General features: G+C 66.5%; 16 protein-coding genes. 7 read left to right on the plus strand and 9 right to left on the minus strand.

Translation table 11 applies throughout. The features are described from left to right. Positions 1-6: 6 nt before the first annotated feature. The gene (gene pcaF, locus EKM57_RS01015) at positions 7-1,209 is read right to left on the minus strand and encodes a 3-oxoadipyl-CoA thiolase (protein ID WP_129790599.1); all 1,203 of its coding nucleotides are present in this window, start codon (positions 1,207-1,209) and stop codon (positions 7-9) included. Continuing rightward, complete coding sequence (gene paaI / locus EKM57_RS01020; RefSeq protein WP_129790600.1) at positions 1,206-1,637, minus strand: hydroxyphenylacetyl-CoA thioesterase PaaI; 432 nt, start codon at positions 1,635-1,637, stop codon at positions 1,206-1,208. The genes pcaF and paaI overlap by 4 nt, the downstream gene beginning before the upstream one ends. A gap of 45 nt (positions 1,638-1,682) precedes the next feature. On the opposite strand from paaI, the gene paaG reads away from it, so the two are divergent. The 4 genes from paaG to EKM57_RS01040 all read left to right on the plus strand — a co-directional run bounded on the left by paaG (position 1,683) and on the right by EKM57_RS01040 (position 6,070). Then, positions 1,683-2,474, plus strand: a complete 792-nt coding sequence (paaG, locus tag EKM57_RS01025; protein WP_129790601.1) for a 2-(1,2-epoxy-1,2-dihydrophenyl)acetyl-CoA isomerase PaaG — start codon at positions 1,683-1,685, stop codon at positions 2,472-2,474. A gap of 152 nt (positions 2,475-2,626) precedes the next feature. After that, a complete protein-coding gene (gene paaZ, locus EKM57_RS01030; protein ID WP_129790602.1) occupies positions 2,627-4,645 on the plus strand; it encodes a phenylacetic acid degradation bifunctional protein PaaZ in 2,019 nt (672 codons plus the stop codon). 14 nt (positions 4,646-4,659) lie between these two features. Next, positions 4,660-5,451, plus strand: coding sequence for a glutaminyl-peptide cyclotransferase (locus EKM57_RS01035; protein ID WP_129790603.1), 792 nt, complete (start codon positions 4,660-4,662; stop codon positions 5,449-5,451). Between the two features lie 163 nt (positions 5,452-5,614). Further along, a complete protein-coding gene (locus EKM57_RS01040; protein WP_129790604.1) occupies positions 5,615-6,070 on the plus strand; it encodes a CBS domain-containing protein in 456 nt (151 codons plus the stop codon). A gap of 52 nt (positions 6,071-6,122) precedes the next feature. Here the strand turns inward: EKM57_RS01040 and EKM57_RS01045 are convergent, their stop codons facing one another. From EKM57_RS01045 to EKM57_RS01060, 4 genes are all read right to left on the minus strand, one after another. Next, positions 6,123-7,124, minus strand: coding sequence for a glucokinase (locus EKM57_RS01045; protein WP_129790605.1), 1,002 nt, complete (start codon positions 7,122-7,124; stop codon positions 6,123-6,125). 265 nt (positions 7,125-7,389) lie between these two features. Continuing rightward, entirely contained in the window at positions 7,390-8,616 is a 1,227-nt protein-coding gene (locus EKM57_RS01050) for a dihydrolipoamide acetyltransferase family protein (RefSeq protein ID WP_129790606.1), read from the minus strand. 109 nt (positions 8,617-8,725) lie between these two features. Beyond that, positions 8,726-10,810: a transketolase C-terminal domain-containing protein gene (locus EKM57_RS01055; RefSeq protein ID WP_129790607.1), complete on the minus strand. Its 2,085-nt coding sequence runs from the start codon at positions 10,808-10,810 to the stop codon at positions 8,726-8,728. Beyond that, positions 10,803-11,999: an amino acid aminotransferase gene (locus tag EKM57_RS01060; protein ID WP_243450839.1), complete on the minus strand. Its 1,197-nt coding sequence runs from the start codon at positions 11,997-11,999 to the stop codon at positions 10,803-10,805. Before EKM57_RS01060 ends, EKM57_RS01055 begins: the two co-directional genes overlap by 8 nt. A gap of 140 nt (positions 12,000-12,139) precedes the next feature. Between EKM57_RS01060 and EKM57_RS01065 the strand changes: the two genes are divergently transcribed. The 3 genes from EKM57_RS01065 to ligD all read left to right on the plus strand — a co-directional run bounded on the left by EKM57_RS01065 (position 12,140) and on the right by ligD (position 16,646). After that, positions 12,140-12,601, plus strand: a complete 462-nt coding sequence (locus EKM57_RS01065) for an Lrp/AsnC family transcriptional regulator (protein WP_371414108.1) — start codon at positions 12,140-12,142, stop codon at positions 12,599-12,601. 588 nt (positions 12,602-13,189) lie between these two features. After that, entirely contained in the window at positions 13,190-14,116 is a 927-nt protein-coding gene (locus tag EKM57_RS01070) for a Ku protein (RefSeq protein ID WP_129790610.1), read from the plus strand. Positions 14,117-14,132: 16 nt separating this feature from the next. Then, complete coding sequence (ligD, locus tag EKM57_RS01075) at positions 14,133-16,646, plus strand: DNA ligase D (protein ID WP_129790611.1); 2,514 nt, start codon at positions 14,133-14,135, stop codon at positions 16,644-16,646. Between the two features lie 147 nt (positions 16,647-16,793). On the opposite strand, the gene EKM57_RS01080 is transcribed toward ligD, so the two are convergent. The 3 genes from EKM57_RS01080 to EKM57_RS01090 form a co-directional block, all read right to left on the minus strand. Next, on the minus strand, positions 16,794-17,438 hold the full coding sequence (locus tag EKM57_RS01080) for a cytochrome b/b6 domain-containing protein (protein ID WP_129790612.1): 645 nt from the start codon (positions 17,436-17,438) through the stop codon (positions 16,794-16,796). Positions 17,439-17,454: 16 nt separating this feature from the next. Next, complete coding sequence (locus EKM57_RS01085; RefSeq protein ID WP_129790613.1) at positions 17,455-17,979, minus strand: cytochrome c; 525 nt, start codon at positions 17,977-17,979, stop codon at positions 17,455-17,457. A gap of 197 nt (positions 17,980-18,176) precedes the next feature. Further along, positions 18,177-18,515 carry a glycine zipper 2TM domain-containing protein gene (locus tag EKM57_RS01090; protein ID WP_129790614.1) on the minus strand — a complete coding sequence of 113 codons (339 nt, stop codon included), beginning with the start codon at positions 18,513-18,515 and terminating at the stop codon, positions 18,177-18,179. Between the last annotated feature and the right edge of the window lie 120 nt (positions 18,516-18,635).

Consider the following 18,635-nt stretch of genomic DNA (forward strand, 5'->3'; position numbering starts at 1 on the left):
ACGAGGTCAAACGCGTTCGATCACCGTAGCAATGCCCTGCCCCACCCCGATGCACATCGTGCAAAGCGCGTAGCGGCCGCCGGTTCGCTGCAGCTCCTCCGCGGCCGTCAGCACCAGGCGAGCCCCCGACATGCCGAGCGGATGGCCGAGCGCGATGGCTCCGCCGTTCGGGTTCACATGTTCGGCATCGTCGGGGAGGCCGAGCTGGCGCATCACCGCAAGTCCCTGGGCGGCAAAGGCTTCGTTGAGCTCTATCACGTCCATGTCGCCGATCTTCAGGCCCAGACGCGTCAGCAGCTTCTCGGAGGCGGGCGCCGGGCCGATGCCCATGATACGCGGCGGCACGCCGGCGACGGCGGCCCCGAGGAAACGCGCACGCGGGGTGAGGCCATTGCGCTTCGCCGCTTCCTCCGTGGCGACCACCATCGCGGCGGCACCGTCATTGACGCCCGAGGCATTGCCGGCGGTCACGGTGCCGTCGGTGCGGACGATCGGACGCAGCTTCGCGAGCGCCTCGACGCTGGTCGCGCGCGGATGCTCGTCACGATCGATCAAGATCGGATCACCCTTGCGCTGCGGGATCGAAACCGGGACGATCTCGGAGGCGAGGCGGCCACTGGCCTGCGCGGCCGCCGCCTTCGCCTGGCTGCGGACGGCGAAAGCGTCCTGATCCTCGCGGCTTATCTGAAATTCCTCGGCGACGTTCTCGGCCGTACTCGGCATCGTGTCGTCGCCATAAGCCTGCTTCATCTTCGGATTGACGAAGCGCCAGCCGATCGTCGTGTCGTACATCTCGGCGTTGCGGTCGAACGCACTCGTCGCCTTGGCCATGACGAACGGCGCACGGCTCATGCTCTCCGAGCCGCCGGCGATCACCATGTCGGCCTCGCTGCCGCGGATCACGCGGGCCGCCATGGCCACCGCGTCCATTCCGGAGCCGCACAGGCGGTTCAGCGTGACTCCTCCTGAGCGGTCGGGCAGGCCGGCGAGCAGGGCCGCCATCCGGGCGAGGTTTCGATTGTCCTCGCCGGCCTGATTGGCGCAGCCGTAGACGACATCGTCAAGCTCTTCCCAATCGACGCCCGGGTTGCGATCGATCAGCGCCTTGATCGGGATTGCGGCCAGATCGTCGGCGCGGACATGAGCGAGCGAACCGCCATAGCGGCCGATCGGCGTGCGCACCGCGTCACAGATGAAGGCTTCGGTCATTCACTCTCTCCGATCACGTCTCCGCCGAGACTCCGCGAGAAGCCCTGGAACTCGGCAATGATGCGGCCGTCCTCGCTCCGCACCGACACGTTGTAAACGCCCGATCGCCCGGCAAGCGCCTGCTCGCGCGCTTCGGCGACCAGTATCTCCCCTTCCCTTGCCGCATCGAGGAAGACGATCGAGGCCTGGGCCGCGACGGTTCGCACGTTGCGGCTGTTGCACGCATAAGCGAAGGCCGTGTCGGCCAGCGAGAAGATCATCCCGCCATGGGCGATACCATGACCGTTCAGCATGTCAGGGCGCAGTCGCATGCGGATTCGGGCATAGCCTTCGCGCACCTCGTCCAACTCGATGCCCCAGGCCGGCCCGGTGCCCTCGTCGGCGAGCATCTTGCGGGCTATTTTCGCGGCAAGCTGGTCGGCGCTCACGCAACCTCCTTGGGTTTCCCGACCGATCGGTCTATGAATTTCGCCATGGCGTACGAAACGATCGACTTCAAGGTCGACGCGCGAGTCGCGCGATTGACTCTCAACCGCCCCGAGCGGCTCAACAGCTTCACCGTGCAGATGCACGAGGAGGTCGCCGACGCGCTCGGCCGGCTCGAGCAGGGGCTGGAAGAGGCTCGGGTGTTGGTGCTGACCGGCGCCGGCCGCGGCTTCTGTGCCGGGCAGGATCTCGGCGACCGGGCAGTCGCGCCGGGCCAGGCGCTCGATCTCGGCGAGTCGGTCGAGAAGCGCTACAACCCGCTGATCCGTCGGCTCACCAGTCTCTCCATGCCGGTCATCGCCCGAGTGAATGGCGTCGCAGCCGGCGCCGGAGCGAATATCGCGCTTGCCTGCGACATCGTGGTCGCCGCCAGGTCGGCCAGATTCATCCAGTCTTTCGCGGCGATCGGGCTCATCCCCGACAGTGGCGGCACCTGGGTGCTGCCCCGGCTGGTCGGTCAGGCGCGGGCGCTGGGCCTGGCGCTGACCGGCGACCCATTGCCGGCCGAGCAAGCCGAGGCCTGGGGCCTGATCTGGAAGGCGGTGGACGACAACAGGCTCGACGAGGAGGTCGATGCGCTCGCCGCGCGCTTCGCCGCCGGACCGACTCGCGGCCTCGCCGCGATCAAGCGGATGATCCGCGAGAGCTGGGGTCACACGCTGGATCAGGACCTGGATCTCCAGCGCGACGCCATGCGCGACCTCGGCTACAGCGAGGATTATCGCGAGGGCGTCGCTGCCTTCATGGAGAAGAGGAAGCCGGCCTTCAGAGGGAAATAGCGCCCGCGTTCTACCTGGACCTGACTCTCGACAGGCGGCCCCGCGACGGCCGGCAGGCGTTCAGGGCAGGCTTCAGCTCAGCCGTTGCTCGGGATGAGCGGGTTCCAGAAGTGCCGTATCGAAGTAGAGGCCAAGGCCGAACGGAGTGTAGGATGAAGACCCTGAAGCTGCTCAATTATGCCCGCGACTCCTGGGTCGCCGGCGAAGGCTCGCTCGCGGAAATCCGAAGCGCCGTCAGTGGCGACGTCGTGGCGCAAACCGGCAGCGCCGGCGTCGACTTCAAGGCGATGCTCGACCATGCCCGCCGCGTCGGCGGCCCGGCGCTGAGGAAGCTGACCTTCCATGAGCGCGCCTGGATGCTGAAGGACGTCGCCAACGCGATCATGGCGCGCAAGGAGGAACTGTACGAACTCAGCTTTGAGACGGGGGCTACCCGCAGCGACGGCTGGATCGACATAGAGGGCGGCGCGGGCACCCTCTTCTCCTTCTCCTCCAAGGGGCGGCGGGAACTTCCGAACCAGCGGGTGCTGATCGACGGACAGATGGAGATGCTGTCCAAGGGCGGCACCTTCGTCGGCCAGCATGTCTTCACCCCGCTCCAGGGCGTCGCCGTCCATATCAACGCGTTCAACTTCCCGGTCTGGGGCATGCTCGAGAAATTGGGCCCGACCCTGCTCGCCGGCGTGCCCGCAATCGTGAAACCGGCCTCGTCCACCGCTTACCTCGCCGAGGCCGCGTTCAGGATCATGATCGAGGCGGGGGTGCTGCCGGACGGCGCGCTTCAGTTCATTGCCGGCTCGACGGGCGACCTGCTCGACCATCTCACGCTTCAGGACGTCGTCTCCTTCACCGGATCGGCGGCGACCGCGATGAAGCTGCAGTCGCACCCGGTGATCGCCAAAGAGAGCGTGCGCTTCGTCGCCGAACGCGATTCGCTCAACGCCTCCATCCTCGGTCCGGATGCGGGACCGGGCACGCCCGAATTCGACCTCTTCGTCAAGGAGGTGGCGCGCGAGATGACGGTCAAGGCGGGGCAGAAATGCACCGCCATCCGTCGCGCCATGGCCCCCGCCGAGTATATCGACGCGGTCGAGCAGGCGCTTGCCGAACGGCTCGCCAGCGTCCGGATCGGCGATCCGCGCGAAGAAGGGGTGCAGATGGGCGCGCTCGCCAGCCGCGAGCAGCTCGCCTCGGTGCGCGAGGCAATCGCCGAGCTCGCCAGGTCGGCGCGGATCGTCGCCGGCGATCCGGATATCTCTCCAGTCGCCGGCAACGGCGCCTTCATCTCGCCGATCCTGCTGCGTTCGGACAATCCCTGGAACGCGCCGGCGATCCATGATGTCGAGGCGTTCGGGCCGGTTTCGACGATCATGCCTTATCGCGACTTGGACGACGCGATCGCGCTCGCCAATCGCGGCATGGGATCGCTCGCCCTCTCGCTTTTCACCTTCGATCCCGAGGCGGCCGAGCGTTTCGTGCTCGGATCTGGCGCCTATCATGGCCGAATGCTGATCCTCGACCGGACGTCGGCCAGGGAGTCGACCGGCCACGGCTCTCCCCTCCCCGTCCTCGTCCATGGCGGTCCGGGCCGCGCCGGGGGCGGCGAGGAGATGGGCGGGATCCGCGGGGTCACGCATTACATGCAGCGCACCGCGCTCCAGGGCAGCCCCGACATGCTCGCGGCGATCGTGAAGCAGTGGCTGCCCGGCGCGGCGAAGCAGGAGGGCGAGGTTCATCCGTTCCGCAAGCGTATCGCCGAGCTCGATATCGGCTACACGCTCAAGACGGCTGGCCGGCAGGTCAATCTCGAGGATATCGAACGCTTCGCGCGCTTCACCGGGGACAATTTCTACGCCCATATGGACGAGGAGGCCGCCAGGGCCAATCCGATCTTCGACGGCCGCGTCGCGCACGGCTATCTCATCCTCTCCTTCGCGGCGGGCTTGTTCGTCGATCCGGCGCCGGGACCGGTCCTCGCCAATTACGGGCTCGAGAATCTGCGATTCCAGACGCCGGTTTATCCGGGCGACACGATCCGGGTGGAGCTGACGGTCAAATCTATGAGCGTCCGCAATGCCGAGATGGGCGAGGTGCGCTGGGCCGTCTTCGTGTTCAATCAGAAGGGCGAAGTCGTGGCCAGCTACGACCTGCTGACGATGAACGAACCGTGAGAAGAGGAGTGTCGGTGCGTACTGCCCTCATCGCCCTCATCGCGCTGGTAGCCTGCGGCCAGGCACCCGCGCCGCCGGCCGACCTCGCGAGGGAGGCTCGCACCCCGGTCTACGATTACCGCGTGGTGCGCGCCTATCCGCATGACGGCCGCGCCTTCACCCAGGGTCTCTTCTATCTCGACGGGGATCTCTACGAGAGCACAGGTCATGTCGGCCAATCGACTATCCGCCGTGTCAATCTCGAGGACGGGCGCGTGGTCCAGTCGGCCGACATTCCGCCGCCGCTGTTCGGCGAGGGGATCGTCAACTGGGCCGACCAGATCATCAGCATCAGCTGGCGGAGCGGGATCGGCTTTCGCTGGGACAGGGCCACGCTCCGCCGCATGAGCGAGTGGCGCTATCCCGGCGAGGGCTGGGGCCTTACTCAGAACGGCCGCGAGATCATCATGAGCGACGGCACCGCACAATTGCGCTTTCTCGATCCGGAAACATTGGCCGAGCAGCGGCGCGTCACGGTCACCGACGGTGGCACGCCAGTGCCGCGACTCAACGAACTGGAATGGGTGAATGGCGAAGTCTTCGCCAATGTCTGGATGACGCCGATGATCGCGCGGATCGACCCGACGGACGGACGGGTCACGGGTTGGATCGATCTCACCGAGCTGGTACGGGAAACGTCGGGAGCGAGCCGCGACAGCGTGCTCAACGGGATCGCCTACGATGCAGCGGGCGACCGCCTGTTCGTGACCGGCAAATATTGGCCACGCCTTTACGAGATCGATATCGTGCCGGTGCCGGCGAAATAGCCCGGCGGACTCGGCGACGGCTTATCAAGGAAGCGGCTCCGGCCCACTGGCGGGGGGTTCGCCGAAAGGTTTCCCCGGCGCGTCGGCCACCGGCCAGAACCGGAACGCTGAGTTCGGCCGGATTGTTTTCCTTCGCAACCGCCCGAGCGAAAGGAAGACCATCATGAAGGTTGCCGAATGCATGAGCCGCGACGTTCAGATCGTGAAGCCAGACCAACCGATTCAGGAAGCCGCCCAATTCATGCTCCGCACCGATAGCGGCAGCATGCCGGTGTGCGATGGGGACAGGCTCGTGGGGATGGTCACCGACCGCGACATTGCGGTTCGCGCCGTAGCGCAGGGACGCGGCCCCGATACGCCGGTCCGGGAGGCGATGAGCGACAGCGTCGAATATTGCTACGAGGATGACGACGTAGAGCAGGTGGCGATGAAGATGAGCGATTCTCAGGTTCGCCGCTTCCCCGTTCTCAGTCGCGAGAAGAAGCTTGTCGGCATCGTCTCGCTCGGCGACATCAGCCGATCGGACACTGGCGACGCCGCGAACGTGGCGCTCGGCGGAATTACTGATCCGGGCGGTCAGCACGACCAGTCGACCGAGCCTCATGCCCGGACCGACTAGCCTCTCTGGAACGCCCCCGGCGCCCTGAGCGGGGGCCGCGACGGCCTACCGATCAGGCGGCAGGACGCTCCCGGCGCAGGTCCCCCAGGCCGAAACCACGGGCTCGCATGGCCGCGGCCACTCCGAGCAGCCGCGCATGATCGTCGGTGGCAAAGCTGACCGGCACCTGCTCCAGTGCCTTGCGCATTCGACCCTTGGCGACGAAGGCGGCGCGGAAGCGTCCGCGCTCGATCAGGGGCAGCATCGATCGGAGCAGCGGGCTGACCAGGAAGAGGCCGTCGAACGCGCTCGTGCTCAGCGCCATGTTGCCTGCGAAAGAGCCGAGAATTGCGGTAAAAAGGTCGGCAGCTTCGAGCGCGATCGGGTCGCCGCGCAATGCCCCGGTAACGATCGCTTCAGGCGCGGGCGGCGCACCGGGGCGCCCCTTGGCTTCTGCAATCGCGGCATGGATGGTCTGCAGCCCGACGCCTGCCAATAGCCGCTCGAACGAGACGTGGCCAAAGCGCGCGCGCAGCTGCAAGAGCAGGGCGTCCTCCTCTTTGGTCTGCGGCGCGAAGCTGCTGTGCCCGCCCTCCCCGGCCATTACCGTGACGGCCTCCGATTCCCCGACGATCAAGCTCGCCATGCCGAGCCCCGGCCCGGTTCCGACGACGAGGAACCGACGGCCCGGCGCAACCGCCCTGGGGGGCAACGGACCGACCCGGGTCAGGCGAGCGGTATCGACATCGGCCAGCGACCAGGCGATCGCTTCGAAGTCGTTGATCAGCAGCGGCTCGCGGGCGAGGAAGGCGCGAAGGCCGCTGACCGAAATGTACCAGCGGCAATTGGCAAGGCTGATCACGTCGCCGCCGGTGACCCCCGCGACCGCCAGACCGAGCGGCAGGCCGGCGGTGGAGAGGCGGTTCTCGCGCGTATAGGTCTGAAGCGCGTCGGTGAACGTCGGAAAATCTGTGGTGCGGAACAGACGCACCGCATCGAGCCGCCCTTCGGACGCGTCGGTCACCAGCGCGAAAGAGACGTTCTCGCCGTCAATGGCGCACACGAGTTGCGTCATTCCAGTATCCTCTCCGCGAAGCGCGCTACGCGACCGCCGTGAAGAAGTGCTTAAGCAACCCGATGGCTCTGGCCGGTCGACCTATCAGGGAGCCAAGCGATTTCTTCGCCGGGAGCGCACCATTCCTCTGCCATCGCTGGACCTGCCTGCCACGGATTTGATCCGGCATCCATGAACTACGACCATGCTGAATCGGCACCTCCGCGCGCTTGGGTCTGACTTTCGCACGGACGACGGAAGCGGGACGCTGTGCCCGCGAACAACCTCAATCGATGGGCCAGGTCTCTAGCAGTTCGACGAAGCGGCTGAGCCAGGCGTTGGTCTGGTGCCCGTCGACCACGCGATGGTCGATGGTCAGCGACACATAGGCCATCGGGCGGATCTGGATCGCGTCGACGCCACCGGCTTCGCGCACGACTACCCTCTTCTCCAGCTTGCCCACGCCAAGGATGGCCGATTGCGGCTGGTTGATGATGATCGGTGCCGCGAACAGGGATCCCGACACTCCGTGATTGGAGATGGTGAAGGTGCCGCCCTTCACGTCGGCCGCGCTCAATCTCTCCGCACGGGCGCGCTCGACCAGGTCGTCGAGGCCGGCGGCCACGCCCTTCAGCGAGAGCTTCTGGACCTGCCGCAGCACCGGCACGATCAAGCCCTTCGTGCCCAGCGCGGTGCCGACCCCGACATTGATATCGTCGTAGATCTCGAGCTTATCCGCATGCCAGCGGCTGTTGATCGATGGCGATGCCTTCATCGCTTCCGCGGCTGCGGCGACGAGGTAAGCAGTATAGCTGAGCTTGACGCCCTCCTTGGCCCACGCAGCCTTGTGGCGGTGGCGATGCTCGATGATGGCGCTGAAATCCGCCTCGAAAACCGCGGTGACATGCGGCGCCTGAGTGACCGAGCCCAGCATGTTCTCGGCGATGCGAAGGCGCATCTTGTCGTGCGGGACGAAGTGCGAGCGTATGTCACCGGTTGCGGCGGGCATCACGCCTTCGGCCGCCTTGCCGACGCGGGTCGCCTCCTCGACCGCCCGATCGACGTCCGCGCGGGTGATGCGTCCACCGCGGCCGGTACCGACAATGTGCGCCGGATCTATGTCGTGCTGGAGGATCGCGCGCTTGACCGACGGCGAAAGTCGGGTCTCGCGGTCCGGAGCAGGAGCAGCGTCTCGGTCGGGCCGCGGCGCCGGCGCGGACGGGCGGCGCGACCCGGCACCGGCCGGTGGAACCGCCGCCTGCCCGCCCATGCCCGCCTCGGCAACCGGCGCGATGCGGCCCAGGACCGCCCCCGGCACGGCGTCCTCGTCGCTGTGGAGCAGGATCTCGCGCAGCACCCCGGCGGCGGGGGCGGGGACCTCCATCGCGACCTTGTCGGTCTCCAGCTCAACGAGCGGGTCGTTCTCCTCGACCCGGTCGCCGACCTGCTTCAGCCAGGCGCGAACGACGGCCTTGGTGCCCTCCTGCTCCATGGGGACGAGGACGTCGATCATGGCGCTCCCCGCAAGCCGTCAATCCGGCGACGGCCGGGATCCAAGCGGAGGCCGTACGGACCCCGGCCCGCATTGGGGTGACGCAGGAAGAAAGGCTTGGGGCGCGGCATCAGAATCCCACCAGTTCGTCGATCTTCGCCCGGATCCGCTCCACCGACGGCACTGCCCAGTCGAGAAGCTTCGGGTTGTGCGGGCTGGGTATATCCGGCATCGTCAGCCGCGAGACCGGCGCATCGAGATCGAGGAACGCCTCGTCCGCCACAACGGCGGCGATCTCGGCGCCGAAGCCGCCGGTACGCAGGTCCTCGTGGACGATGAGGCAGCGGCGGGTGCGCCGCACCGATTCCAGCACCGTTTCGCGATCCCAGGGCATCAGGGTACGCAGGTCGATGACGTCCGCGGAAACGTCCGCCGCGGCCGCCTCGCAGCGCGGCACCATCGCGCCCCAGGTGATGATGCTGATCCGGTCGCCCTCGCGCACCTTCTTCGCGCGGCCGAACGGCAGCACATAATCGTCGCCGGGATAGGGCCGGCGTGCCCAGGCATCGTCGAGCATGGCCCGATGCTCGAAGAAGACGGTGGGATCGTTGCCGCGGAGCGCCGAACGCAGCAGCCCGACCGCATCCTCTGCGTTGGACGGCACCGCGACCTGCCAGCCCGGATTGTGCACGAACTGCACTTCGTTGGTCTGGCTATGCCAGGGATCGCCGCACTTGAAGAAGCCGACCGGCATCCTCAGCACCATCGGTGCAGCGAAGCGGTTGTTGGTGCGCCAACGCATCGTGCCGCAATCGTTGATCTGCTCCAGCGCGGGCTCCGCATATTTGCGGAATTGGATCTCCGGCACCGGCATCAGCCCGGCCAGGGCCATGCCGACGGCGCGTCCGACGATGCCTTCCTCGCTGAGGCTGGTGTCGAACACCCGGTCTGCGCCATGCTTTTCCTGCAGCCCCAGGGTCACCGCATGGACCCCGCCCTTCGGGCCGATATCCTCGCCGAACAGCAATACGCGCTTATTGATCGCCAGCTCGTGATCGAGGGTGCGGCGGATCGCCGTGACCATGTTGATGCGCTGGCCTTCCGGGCGCGGCGTCTCGGTGGATGGGGGAGCGCGATAGCCGCGCGTCCACTGTCCGCCCCGCGCCTGCATAGCGCCTTCGTAGAAAACGTTGGCGGTGACGCTTTCCGGATCCGCGACTTCTCGCGCCTCGGCCTCCTGGCGCGCCGCCTCGACGTCGGCCTCGGCCCGGCGGGCGATCCCGTCCCATTCCGCCTCATCGAGCAGCGATCCGAGCAGATAGGATTTGAGCTTTGGCAGCGGATCGCGCGCCCATTCCGACTCGACCACCTCGCGCGGCTTGTAGGTCTGGGTGTCCTGCGCACTATGTCCCTGGAGCCGCGGCACGGTGAGGCGAAGCAGCGCCGGCCCCTCGCCACCGCGAACGTGGCCGAGCGCCTCCTCGAGCAAGCGCGCTGCTTCCCCCGGCTCGGTGCCGTCGCCGGACAGAATGTGGAGGTTTCCGAAGCTCGCCAGGTTGCGGGCGATGTCACCGCCCGGAGTCTGGACCGTGGACGGCACCGAAATGCCGTATTGATTGTCCTCGACATAGAAGAGCATCGGCAGCTTCTGGGTGGTGGCGATGGTCAGCGCCGACCAGAAACCGTTGGTCGCCACCGACGCGTCACCGCCCAGGACGACCGCGACCGCCTGATCATAGGCGCTCTCGCCCAGCGTCTCGTGGTAATAACGGATCGCCTGGGCCCAGCCCGCGGTCGGCGTATATTGGGCGCCGACGCCGCCCGCCATCGGCAGCGCCGGGCAGCCGTTTGGGTTGGGATAGTTGAACACAACGCCGATGTCCCGACCGTCCGAATAGCCGCCGGCACGGCCCATGTCCGAGCCCAAGGCGTCGGCGAGCGGCACGCCCAAAGCGAGAAGCAGCGGCCGCGACCGGTAATAGCCGCAGGCACCGTCATGGGCATGGGTCAGGCGGCTGCCGAGCATGACCTGGGCCATGTCGTGCCCGCGCGCGCTGAACTGGTAGAGGACCTTGCGCTCGGGGACGAGCGTCTCCTCCTCAAGCCGGTCCAGCGCGCGGCTGACATGAACGAGATAGGCGATCCGCTTCCAATCGAAAGCGGGGTCGGGCGCATTGGCCCGTTCAGTCCGTTCGCGCAGGCGCGCGTCAGGCATAGGCCGGCTCCGCCATTTGCTCGACGACGGCGGCGGCGAAATAGTCGACGCTCTCGTCAGAAAGGCCCACGACATTGAATCGGCCGCTTCCCGCCATGTAGATTCCGTGGCTCCTGCGCAGCGCCAGCACCGCGTCGGGCGAAAGCGGGAGCATCGAGAACATGCCGTTCTGCCGGCCGATATAGTCGAGCCGCGGATCGAAGGCGGCGAGGCGGCCGCGAAGCGTGCGGATGCGGGCACACATCTCCTCGAGCTCCGCCCGCCAGTCGGCGCGGAGCTCCGGATCCTCGAGGATGATGCGGACGCAGGCGGCGCCGTGATCGGGCGGCATGGACCACATCGTGCGAGCCAGCGACACGAGATTGCCCAGCACGATCTCGGCGCCGCGAACGCTGGATCCCTTGACGAACAAGGTGCCGGTGCGCTCGCGATAGATTCCGAAATTCTTGTCGCAGCTCTGGGCGACCAGCGCCTGCTCGGCCGCCTCGACGACGAGCCTCGTCCCGGCGGCATCTTCCTCCAGGCCGTTGCCGAGACCCTGATAGGCAATGTCCACGAAGGGAACCAGGCCGCGTTCGGCGACGAGGTCGGCGATGGCACGCCATTGATCCAGGTCGAGGTCCGCACCGGTGGGGTTGTGGCAGCTGCCGTGGAGGAGGACGAGATCGCCGGCCCGCGCCTTGCGGAGCGCGTCCATCATCTCGTCGAACAGGATCGCCCGGTTCGCTTTGTCGTAATAGGGATGGTCGACCATCTCGACCCCCGCGCAACCGATCAGCGGCTGATGGTTCGGCCAGGTCGGCTGGCCGACGAAGATTCGCGCCTGGGGGTCCGCCTTGGCGATCAGCTCGGCGCCCAGCCGCAGCGCCCCGCAGCCACCGGGCGTCTGCACGCCGACGATTCGTTCGTCGGAGAGGGCAGCCTCGCCGAAGACGATCGGCTTGATCATTTCGACGAAACGGACATCGCCCTGGGAGCCGAGATAGGCCTTCGTCTCCTGACTCTCGAGCAGGCGCCGCTCGGCCACCTTCATCGCGCGCAGGATCGGCGTGTTGCCGGCAGCGTCGCGATAGACGCCCACGCCGACGTCGACCTTCTCCGGTCGCGGATCGGCCTCTGCCAGCGCGATCAGCGCCAACAGCGCATCAGCCGGTTGTTCTTCGAGCCTGTCGAGCAGCTTGACGGTCACCCAAACCTCCTTTTCGTTCGTGTCGCTACCCGTCGGCCATGCTCTTACAGATGACGGCTGCGCAAGTGTCATCAAAGATTGACAGGAAAGGCAGGGTTGGTGAAACACCTGTTTCACCAATATCGAAGATCGCGAAGAGAGTGTATCAGCTGGATGAGATAGACCGCCGAATCGTTCGAGAAGTGCAGCGCGATGCCAGCCTCAGCCACGCCGCTCTGGCCGAGCGCGTCGGGGCGTCCGCCGCCTCGGTGTGGCGGCGCGTGCGCAACCTCGAGAAGGAAGCTGTGCTCGGCGCAACCGTGCGCCTCGCCAGCGCGGAGAAGCTGGGCCGCGCCGTCAATGTGCTGTGCCAGGTGCGAATGAGCCGGCAGACCGTCGAGGCACGCGCCGAGTTCGAGCAATTCATCCGTTCGCGCGCCGAGATCGTCGAATGCTACGCCATGTCCGGCGAGTGGGACTATCTGCTTCGGATCGCGGTCGAGGACGTGGCGGATTACGACCGGTTCATCATGCGCGGCGTGCTGGCCCATCCGAGCGTCGCCAATGCAGCCAGCAATTTCGCTCTGCGGCAGGTGAAATATACGACGGAGATACCCGTCTAGCGTTCAGATCCGGTGCCCGCGTGGCGGGACGGCGGGTCTAGCGACTCAGCCGGTCCATCATCGCGAACCCGCTCCAGATCGCGGCGGCCACGACAGCCAGTGTCAAGACAACTACGCCGCCGACGAGGAGCGGCGAGGTGCCTTCGTCAAGGCGGCGTGCCGCGAGCCTGTTCACGATTGAGCGAAGCGAGAGACCAACAAATGCGGCCGCGATCAGGATAGCCGAGGCATCCAACAGGAATCTCAGCCCGATGGCTCGCCGGCACGCAGGTAAGGGATCGCAATGGGCGCCGCCCCAAGCGACCGCCCAGAGGATCGGGGACAAGAGCACAAAGGCCGATCGCGAACGTTGCTCCGCAGCCCAAGCGGGCGCCGAGGGTTTGTACTCCCCCTCCTGGATACGGCATTGTTTCCTCCTCCAATTACCATTGGTTCCCATACGGGGGAAAACCCTCGACCCCTCCGCATTTGCGCAGCCGGCTCCTTGCACGCGCCGCATCTGTTTGGCTGACGCCCCACAAGTCCCGCGGAACCCCTTCCCTCTCCGCGGATTGAGTCGGCGCCGAACCGATCCACCGGAGCAGATTCATGGCCGCACGCGCCTATTGGAAGGGGCAGATCAGGCTTGCCCTCGTCTCCATCCCCGTCGAGATCTTCACCGCCACGAAGAGCGGAGCGTCCATCGCCTTCAACCAGATCCACGAGCCGTCCGGCAAGAGGATCAAATATGAGAAGGTTGTGCCGGGAATCGGTCCGGTCGACCCCGACGAGATCGTCAAGGGCTATCAATATGAGAAGGGCTCCTACGTCCTGCTCGAGGACGAGGAGATCGAGGCGGTCAAGCTGGAGAGCAAGAAGACGCTCGAGCTCACGCAGTTCGTCGACCATGACGAGATCGACGTGCTCTATTACGAGAAGCCTTATTATGTCGTCCCGGCCGACGACCTCGCGGAGGAGGCCTATATCGTGCTCCGCGAGGCGCTGCGGCGGACGCGCAAGGTCGCGATCGGCCAGCTCGCCATGCGCGGTCGCGAATATGTGGTGAGCCTGAAGCCGTGCGGACGCGGCATCGTCCTCGAGACGCTTCGCTATGCCGACGAAGTGAACAAGGCCCAGAACTATTTCCGCGATATCGAGAATGCCGAGCCGGACGAGGAGCTGCTCGACCTGGCGGAAGCCTTGATCGATCGCAAGACGGCGAAGTTCGATCCCGGCCAGTTCCACAACCGTTATGTCGAGGCGCTGGAGGACCTCATCGAGCGAAAGCGCAAGGGCAAGACCATTCATACGGATGAGGACGAGGCCCGCCCGGAGAAGGGCATGAACGTCGTCGACCTGATGGCGGCGCTCAAGCGCTCGATCGAGAAGCCTGGCGAAACCGGCAAGGCACCGGCCCGCAAGAGCGCGGCGAAGAAGGCGCCCGTGAAGAAGGCGCCGGCGCCGAAAAAGCCTGCTGCCAAGAAGGCACCGGCGAAGAAGAGCGCTGGCGCGGAGCCGGCCCGCAAGCGGGCCTAGGACCCCCGAAATCCAGATGGCTCGAGATCAGGACGCGCTGGAAACCTACAACCGCAAGCGGGACTTCTCCAAGACGGCAGAGCCGGCCGGAGGGCGTGAGAAGCTCGCCTGGGGCGACGGCGACGGCTTCATGATCCAGAAGCACGACGCTACCCGGCTCCATTACGACCTGCGGCTCGAGCTGGACGGCGTGCTCAAGAGCTGGGCGGTGCCCAACGGGCCGAGCCTCGATCCCGCCGACAAGCGCCTCGCCATCCGGACAGAGGACCATCCGCTCGCCTACGCCACCTTCGAGGGCACGATCCCGAAGGACGAATATGGCGGCGGCACGGTGATGCTGTGGGACCGGGGCGTCTGGGAGCCGGTGCCGGGCAAGGATCCGCGCCAGAGCCTGAAGAAGGGGCACCTGCACTTCACCGTGCACGGAGAGCGAATGAAGGGCGAATGGATCCTGATCCGCCTCTCGCCGCGCCCCGGGGACAAGAAGGAGAATTGGATCCTGCGCAAGGTGGCGGACGAGCATGTCGGCAACCCCACCGGCCTCACCGATAAATATCTCACCTCGATAAAGACCGGCCGGTCGATGCAGGAAATCGCCGCCGGCAAGAAGGCGAACCTCCTGCCGAGCTGGAAGAGAAAGCCCAAGCGCCTGGCATCCGCCCGCACGGAGTCGAAAAGCCGCAACGCAGCCGGCGCGCTTCCGGCTTTCCGCGAGCCGCAGAAGGCAACCCTGGTCGACCACGTCCCGAGCGGGTCGGGCTGGATCCACGAGATGAAATATGACGGCTATCGCTGCCAGCTGGCCGTCGGCGGCGGCAGGGTCGCGATCTTCACGCGCAAGGGGCTCGACTGGAGCGACAAGTTCCCCGAAATCGCCGAGGCCGCGGCCGGACTCGTGCCGGGATCGGCCCTGCTCGACGGCGAGATCGTCCGCCTCGACGAAAAGGGAAATACCGGCTTTTCCGCGCTGCAGCAGGCGATCAGCGAAGGCGGCCGAGGCCTTACCCTGTTCCTGTTCGATGCGCTCGAGATAGAGGGGGAGACGCTCACCGGCCTGCCCAACATCGAACGCAAGGCGCGACTGGCCGAGTTGGTGGGGGAAGGTCGGCCGCCCTTCATCCTCTATGCCGATCACATCGTCGGCAAGGGCGAGCAATTGTTCGACGCAATGTGCGAGGCCGGCCAGGAAGGGATCATCTCCAAGCGCGCCGACGCGCCCTATCGCGGCGCACGGACCCGCAACTGGCTCAAGGTCAAATGCACGAACCGGCAGGAATTCGTGATCGTCGGCTGGACACCCAGCGAGAGCAAGGGCCGGGCCCTGCGATCGCTGCTGCTCGCGCTCAACGAGAGCGGGAAGCTGCGCTACGCCGGAAAGGTGGGGACCGGCTTCAGCATGAAGACTCTCCAGGACCTTTCGGATCGGCTGCGCCGCATCGAGGTTGGAAAGGCGCCGGTCGCCGTGCCGCGCGCGGAAGCCCGCGGAGCCCATTGGGTGAAACCCCAACTGGTCGCCGAGATCGCCTTCGCCGAATTCACTTCGGACGGAGTCGTCCGCCACGCCAGCTTCCTCGGCCTGCGCGGCGACAAGCCGGCGACGGAAGTGGTTGCCGAGCGGCCGCAATCCGTGCCGCATCGCGCCAGCGCCTCGACTCCGCTCAGGACGGGCGACACGGTCAAGATCAGCAATCCGGGTCGCACGCTCTTTCCGGAGGCCGGGATCACGAAAGGCGACCTCGCCGACTATCTCCGTGCAGTGGCGCCCCTGATGCTGCCCTGGGCCGCGAGCCGGCCGCTGACGCTGGTCCGCTGCCCCGGCGGCCGGGGAAAGAAATGCTTCTTCCAGAAGCATGATGCCGGCACGTTCGGCGACAAGGTCCGCCGCATCCCGATCGAGGAGAAGAAGGGGCAGATCGAGGACTATCTGTTCGTCGACGATCAGGACGGCCTAGTCACCCTCATCCAGATGGGCACGATCGAGATCCACGGCTGGGGCTCGCGGATCGAGGACGTCGAAAAGCCCGACCGCCTCGTCTTCGACATCGATCCCGACGTCGGTCTGGGCTTCGATCACGTGAAGAAGGCAGCGCGAGACCTGCGGGCCCACCTCGCCGACATCGGCCTTCAGAGTTTTCCGATGCTGACCGGCGGCAAGGGCGTGCACGTCGTCGTGCCGCTGCAACCCGAGGCTCGATGGCCGCAGGTCAAGGATTTCGCCCAGCGCTTCGCGACGGCGCTGGCGACGGCAGAACCTGACCGGTTCACCGCCAACCTCGCCAAGGCGAGCCGCAAGGGACGCATGTTCCTCGACTATCTGCGTAATCAACGCGGCGCGACGGCAATCCTGCCTTATTCGGCCCGGGCGCGCGAGGGCGCGCCGGTGGCGGCGCCGGTCCATTGGGACGAACTGGATGGGATGGAGAGCGGCGCGAGCTTCACGGTCCGTGATGCGGACCTGCTCGTCGAGCGTGCGACGGGGCTGAATCTGCAGGGTTGGGGCGAGTCCGACCAGGTGCTTCCGGATTTGTAGGCGGGCGTTGAAGATGCGGTCGCTGCGTGCCGGCGAGACCTCATTGGCGTCGTAGCCGGCAAGATATCTCGCCGCCTGCACGCGAGGAGAAGGATCAAGCGCGAAAGGCGACGCCTGTGGGCGAAGACCCCCGGCCGGGGTCGTGGGTCATAGCGGCGCGCCGCTCCAGATCCACCAGGCGAACAGCAGTGCGACGATGAACGCCAGCGCCATCCGCCACGCTGGCGCGGGGCGCATCGGCTCGACGCCGTCCGGAAGCTTTCCCCGCCCGGTCAGCATCGGACCGACCAGATCCTGACGTTTGAACAGGGCATAATAGAGGACCGCCGCGACATGGACGCCGATAAGCACGAGCAGAAGGTTGAAACTCGTCTCGTGCAGATCCTGGGCTTCCTCGGAAACCTCATAGCTGACGAGATGCGCCAAGGGGGCGGGGCTCAGGCCATCCTGATCGGTCGAGACCAGGCCGAATGCGACGTGGACGACAAGAAGGCCGATCATCGCGAGCACGCTGAGCGCGCCGAGCGGGTTGTGGCCGATCGAGCCGGTCCCGCGTCCGGTCAGATAGGCGCAGATCGCGCCGGGCCCCCTGACAAAGCTCGCGAAGCGAGCGGTGGAGCTGCCGACGATCCCCCAGGCGAGCCGAAAGACCAGCAAGGTCACGATCGTCAGGCCGATCCGATAGTGCCAGTCGAGCCATTCGTTCTCGGCGGTCCACCAGGCGGCAGGGATCAGAACGACCAGCAGCCAGTGGCACAGCCTGGTCGGCGCGTCCCAGATCCTTCCCCGCATCGGCGAGCGGCCCCGGTCAGTCCTCGGGCGCCCGGAACAGGTCGTGGCAATTGCTGCAGGCCTTGCCCAAAGCCGGAACGGCGGCGCGGATCGCTTCGAGGTCGCCCGATTGGGCCGTCTGGTTGAAGCGGGCCGATTCTGCCTCGAATGCCTGTGCCCGCTCCCTGAACGTCGCGGCGTCTTGCCAGATCTCCGCCTTCGCGCGGGTTTCGACGCCGGTCTCCGGGCCACTGCCTTCGGGAAACCAGGTGAGGATCTGCGGCCCGAAGCCCGCGATCAGGGCGGCGTGGCCCTGGATCGTCTCGACCGAGGGAGAGCCGGACTTGAGCTGGTCGCCGATGCCCTTCATCGCCTTGCCCATTTCCTCATAATGCTCGTGACGCGCCTTCATCACGGCGGCGATATCGTCCGGCACGGCCTCGCCGGCGGCGACGTTGCGCGCGGCCTCGGCCTGTTGATCGGGCGGCGCCTCGCCCGCCGAGTTGCAGGCCGCGACGGCGACAAGGGAGGCGGCGGATCCAAGAACGAGCAGCAATCTCATGGCGTCTCCTTTCGAATCGACGCCATGCCCTGCCCGCCGCTCGCGTTCAACCCGGCCGTGGGCCACCACCGGATGAGATCCGCGCGGCACAGCACGCGGGGGTTGGCGCAAAAGGAAAACGCCCCGGCCTGGGGGAAGGCCGGGGCGTCTCCTCGCAACGGGTCCAAGCTTCAGGCGCGGACCCGGAAAGCGCTAGATCAGCGGCAGCGGCTGCGGCCGCGCTGGATTTCACGGCCCAGCAGGGCTCCGGCGGCGGCTCCCAGGATGGTGCCGGTCGCGCGCTCGCCGCGAGTATCGATCGCACGGCCCGCGAGTGCGCCGGCGGCGCCGCCGATGATCAGGCCGGTCGTTCCGTTGGAGCGGCGGCAGTAGCGACGACCGTCGCGTCCGCGCCATGTCGGGCCATTATAATAGCCGTTGCTGTCATAATGGCGGCTGTAGCGGCCATTGTCGTAATGGCCGTAGGCATAAGCGGGCGTCGCAACGACGGGGACGGCCATGGTGACCGCGGCCAATCCGAGAATCGCTTTGCGCATGTTCTGCTCCTTTGAATACTGGATCTCGGGATCGCCCCGTGATCGAGGAGGGGTGTAGACCGATTCGGCTGAGCAACTTCTGAACCGCGCCGTCAGGTGGGATTCAGGAAAGTGGAAGTT

This window comes from Sphingosinicella sp. CPCC 101087, from assembly GCF_004151485.1.
GTDB lineage: Bacteria > Pseudomonadota > Alphaproteobacteria > Sphingomonadales > Sphingomonadaceae > Allosphingosinicella.

What these genes read in the sequence shown, in the direction of transcription:
- pcaF (WP_129790599.1), bottom strand. Translation starts at nt 1,209, where the DNA reads ATGACCGAAGCCTTCATCTGTGACGCGGTGCGCACGCCGATCGGCCGC.
- paaG (WP_129790601.1), top strand. Translation starts at nt 1,683, where the DNA reads ATGGCGTACGAAACGATCGACTTCAAGGTCGACGCGCGAGTCGCGCGA.
- paaZ (WP_129790602.1), top strand. Translation starts at nt 2,627, where the DNA reads ATGAAGACCCTGAAGCTGCTCAATTATGCCCGCGACTCCTGGGTCGCC.
- EKM57_RS01040 (WP_129790604.1), top strand. Translation starts at nt 5,615, where the DNA reads ATGAAGGTTGCCGAATGCATGAGCCGCGACGTTCAGATCGTGAAGCCA.
- EKM57_RS01045 (WP_129790605.1), bottom strand. Translation starts at nt 7,124, where the DNA reads ATGACGCAACTCGTGTGCGCCATTGACGGCGAGAACGTCTCTTTCGCG.
- EKM57_RS01050 (WP_129790606.1), bottom strand. Translation starts at nt 8,616, where the DNA reads ATGATCGACGTCCTCGTCCCCATGGAGCAGGAGGGCACCAAGGCCGTC.
- EKM57_RS01055 (WP_129790607.1), bottom strand. Translation starts at nt 10,810, where the DNA reads ATGCCTGACGCGCGCCTGCGCGAACGGACTGAACGGGCCAATGCGCCC.
- EKM57_RS01070 (WP_129790610.1), top strand. Translation starts at nt 13,190, where the DNA reads ATGGCCGCACGCGCCTATTGGAAGGGGCAGATCAGGCTTGCCCTCGTC.
- ligD (WP_129790611.1), top strand. Translation starts at nt 14,133, where the DNA reads ATGGCTCGAGATCAGGACGCGCTGGAAACCTACAACCGCAAGCGGGAC.
- EKM57_RS01080 (WP_129790612.1), bottom strand. Translation starts at nt 17,438, where the DNA reads ATGCGGGGAAGGATCTGGGACGCGCCGACCAGGCTGTGCCACTGGCTG.
- EKM57_RS01085 (WP_129790613.1), bottom strand. Translation starts at nt 17,979, where the DNA reads ATGAGATTGCTGCTCGTTCTTGGATCCGCCGCCTCCCTTGTCGCCGTC.
- EKM57_RS01090 (WP_129790614.1), bottom strand. Translation starts at nt 18,515, where the DNA reads ATGCGCAAAGCGATTCTCGGATTGGCCGCGGTCACCATGGCCGTCCCC.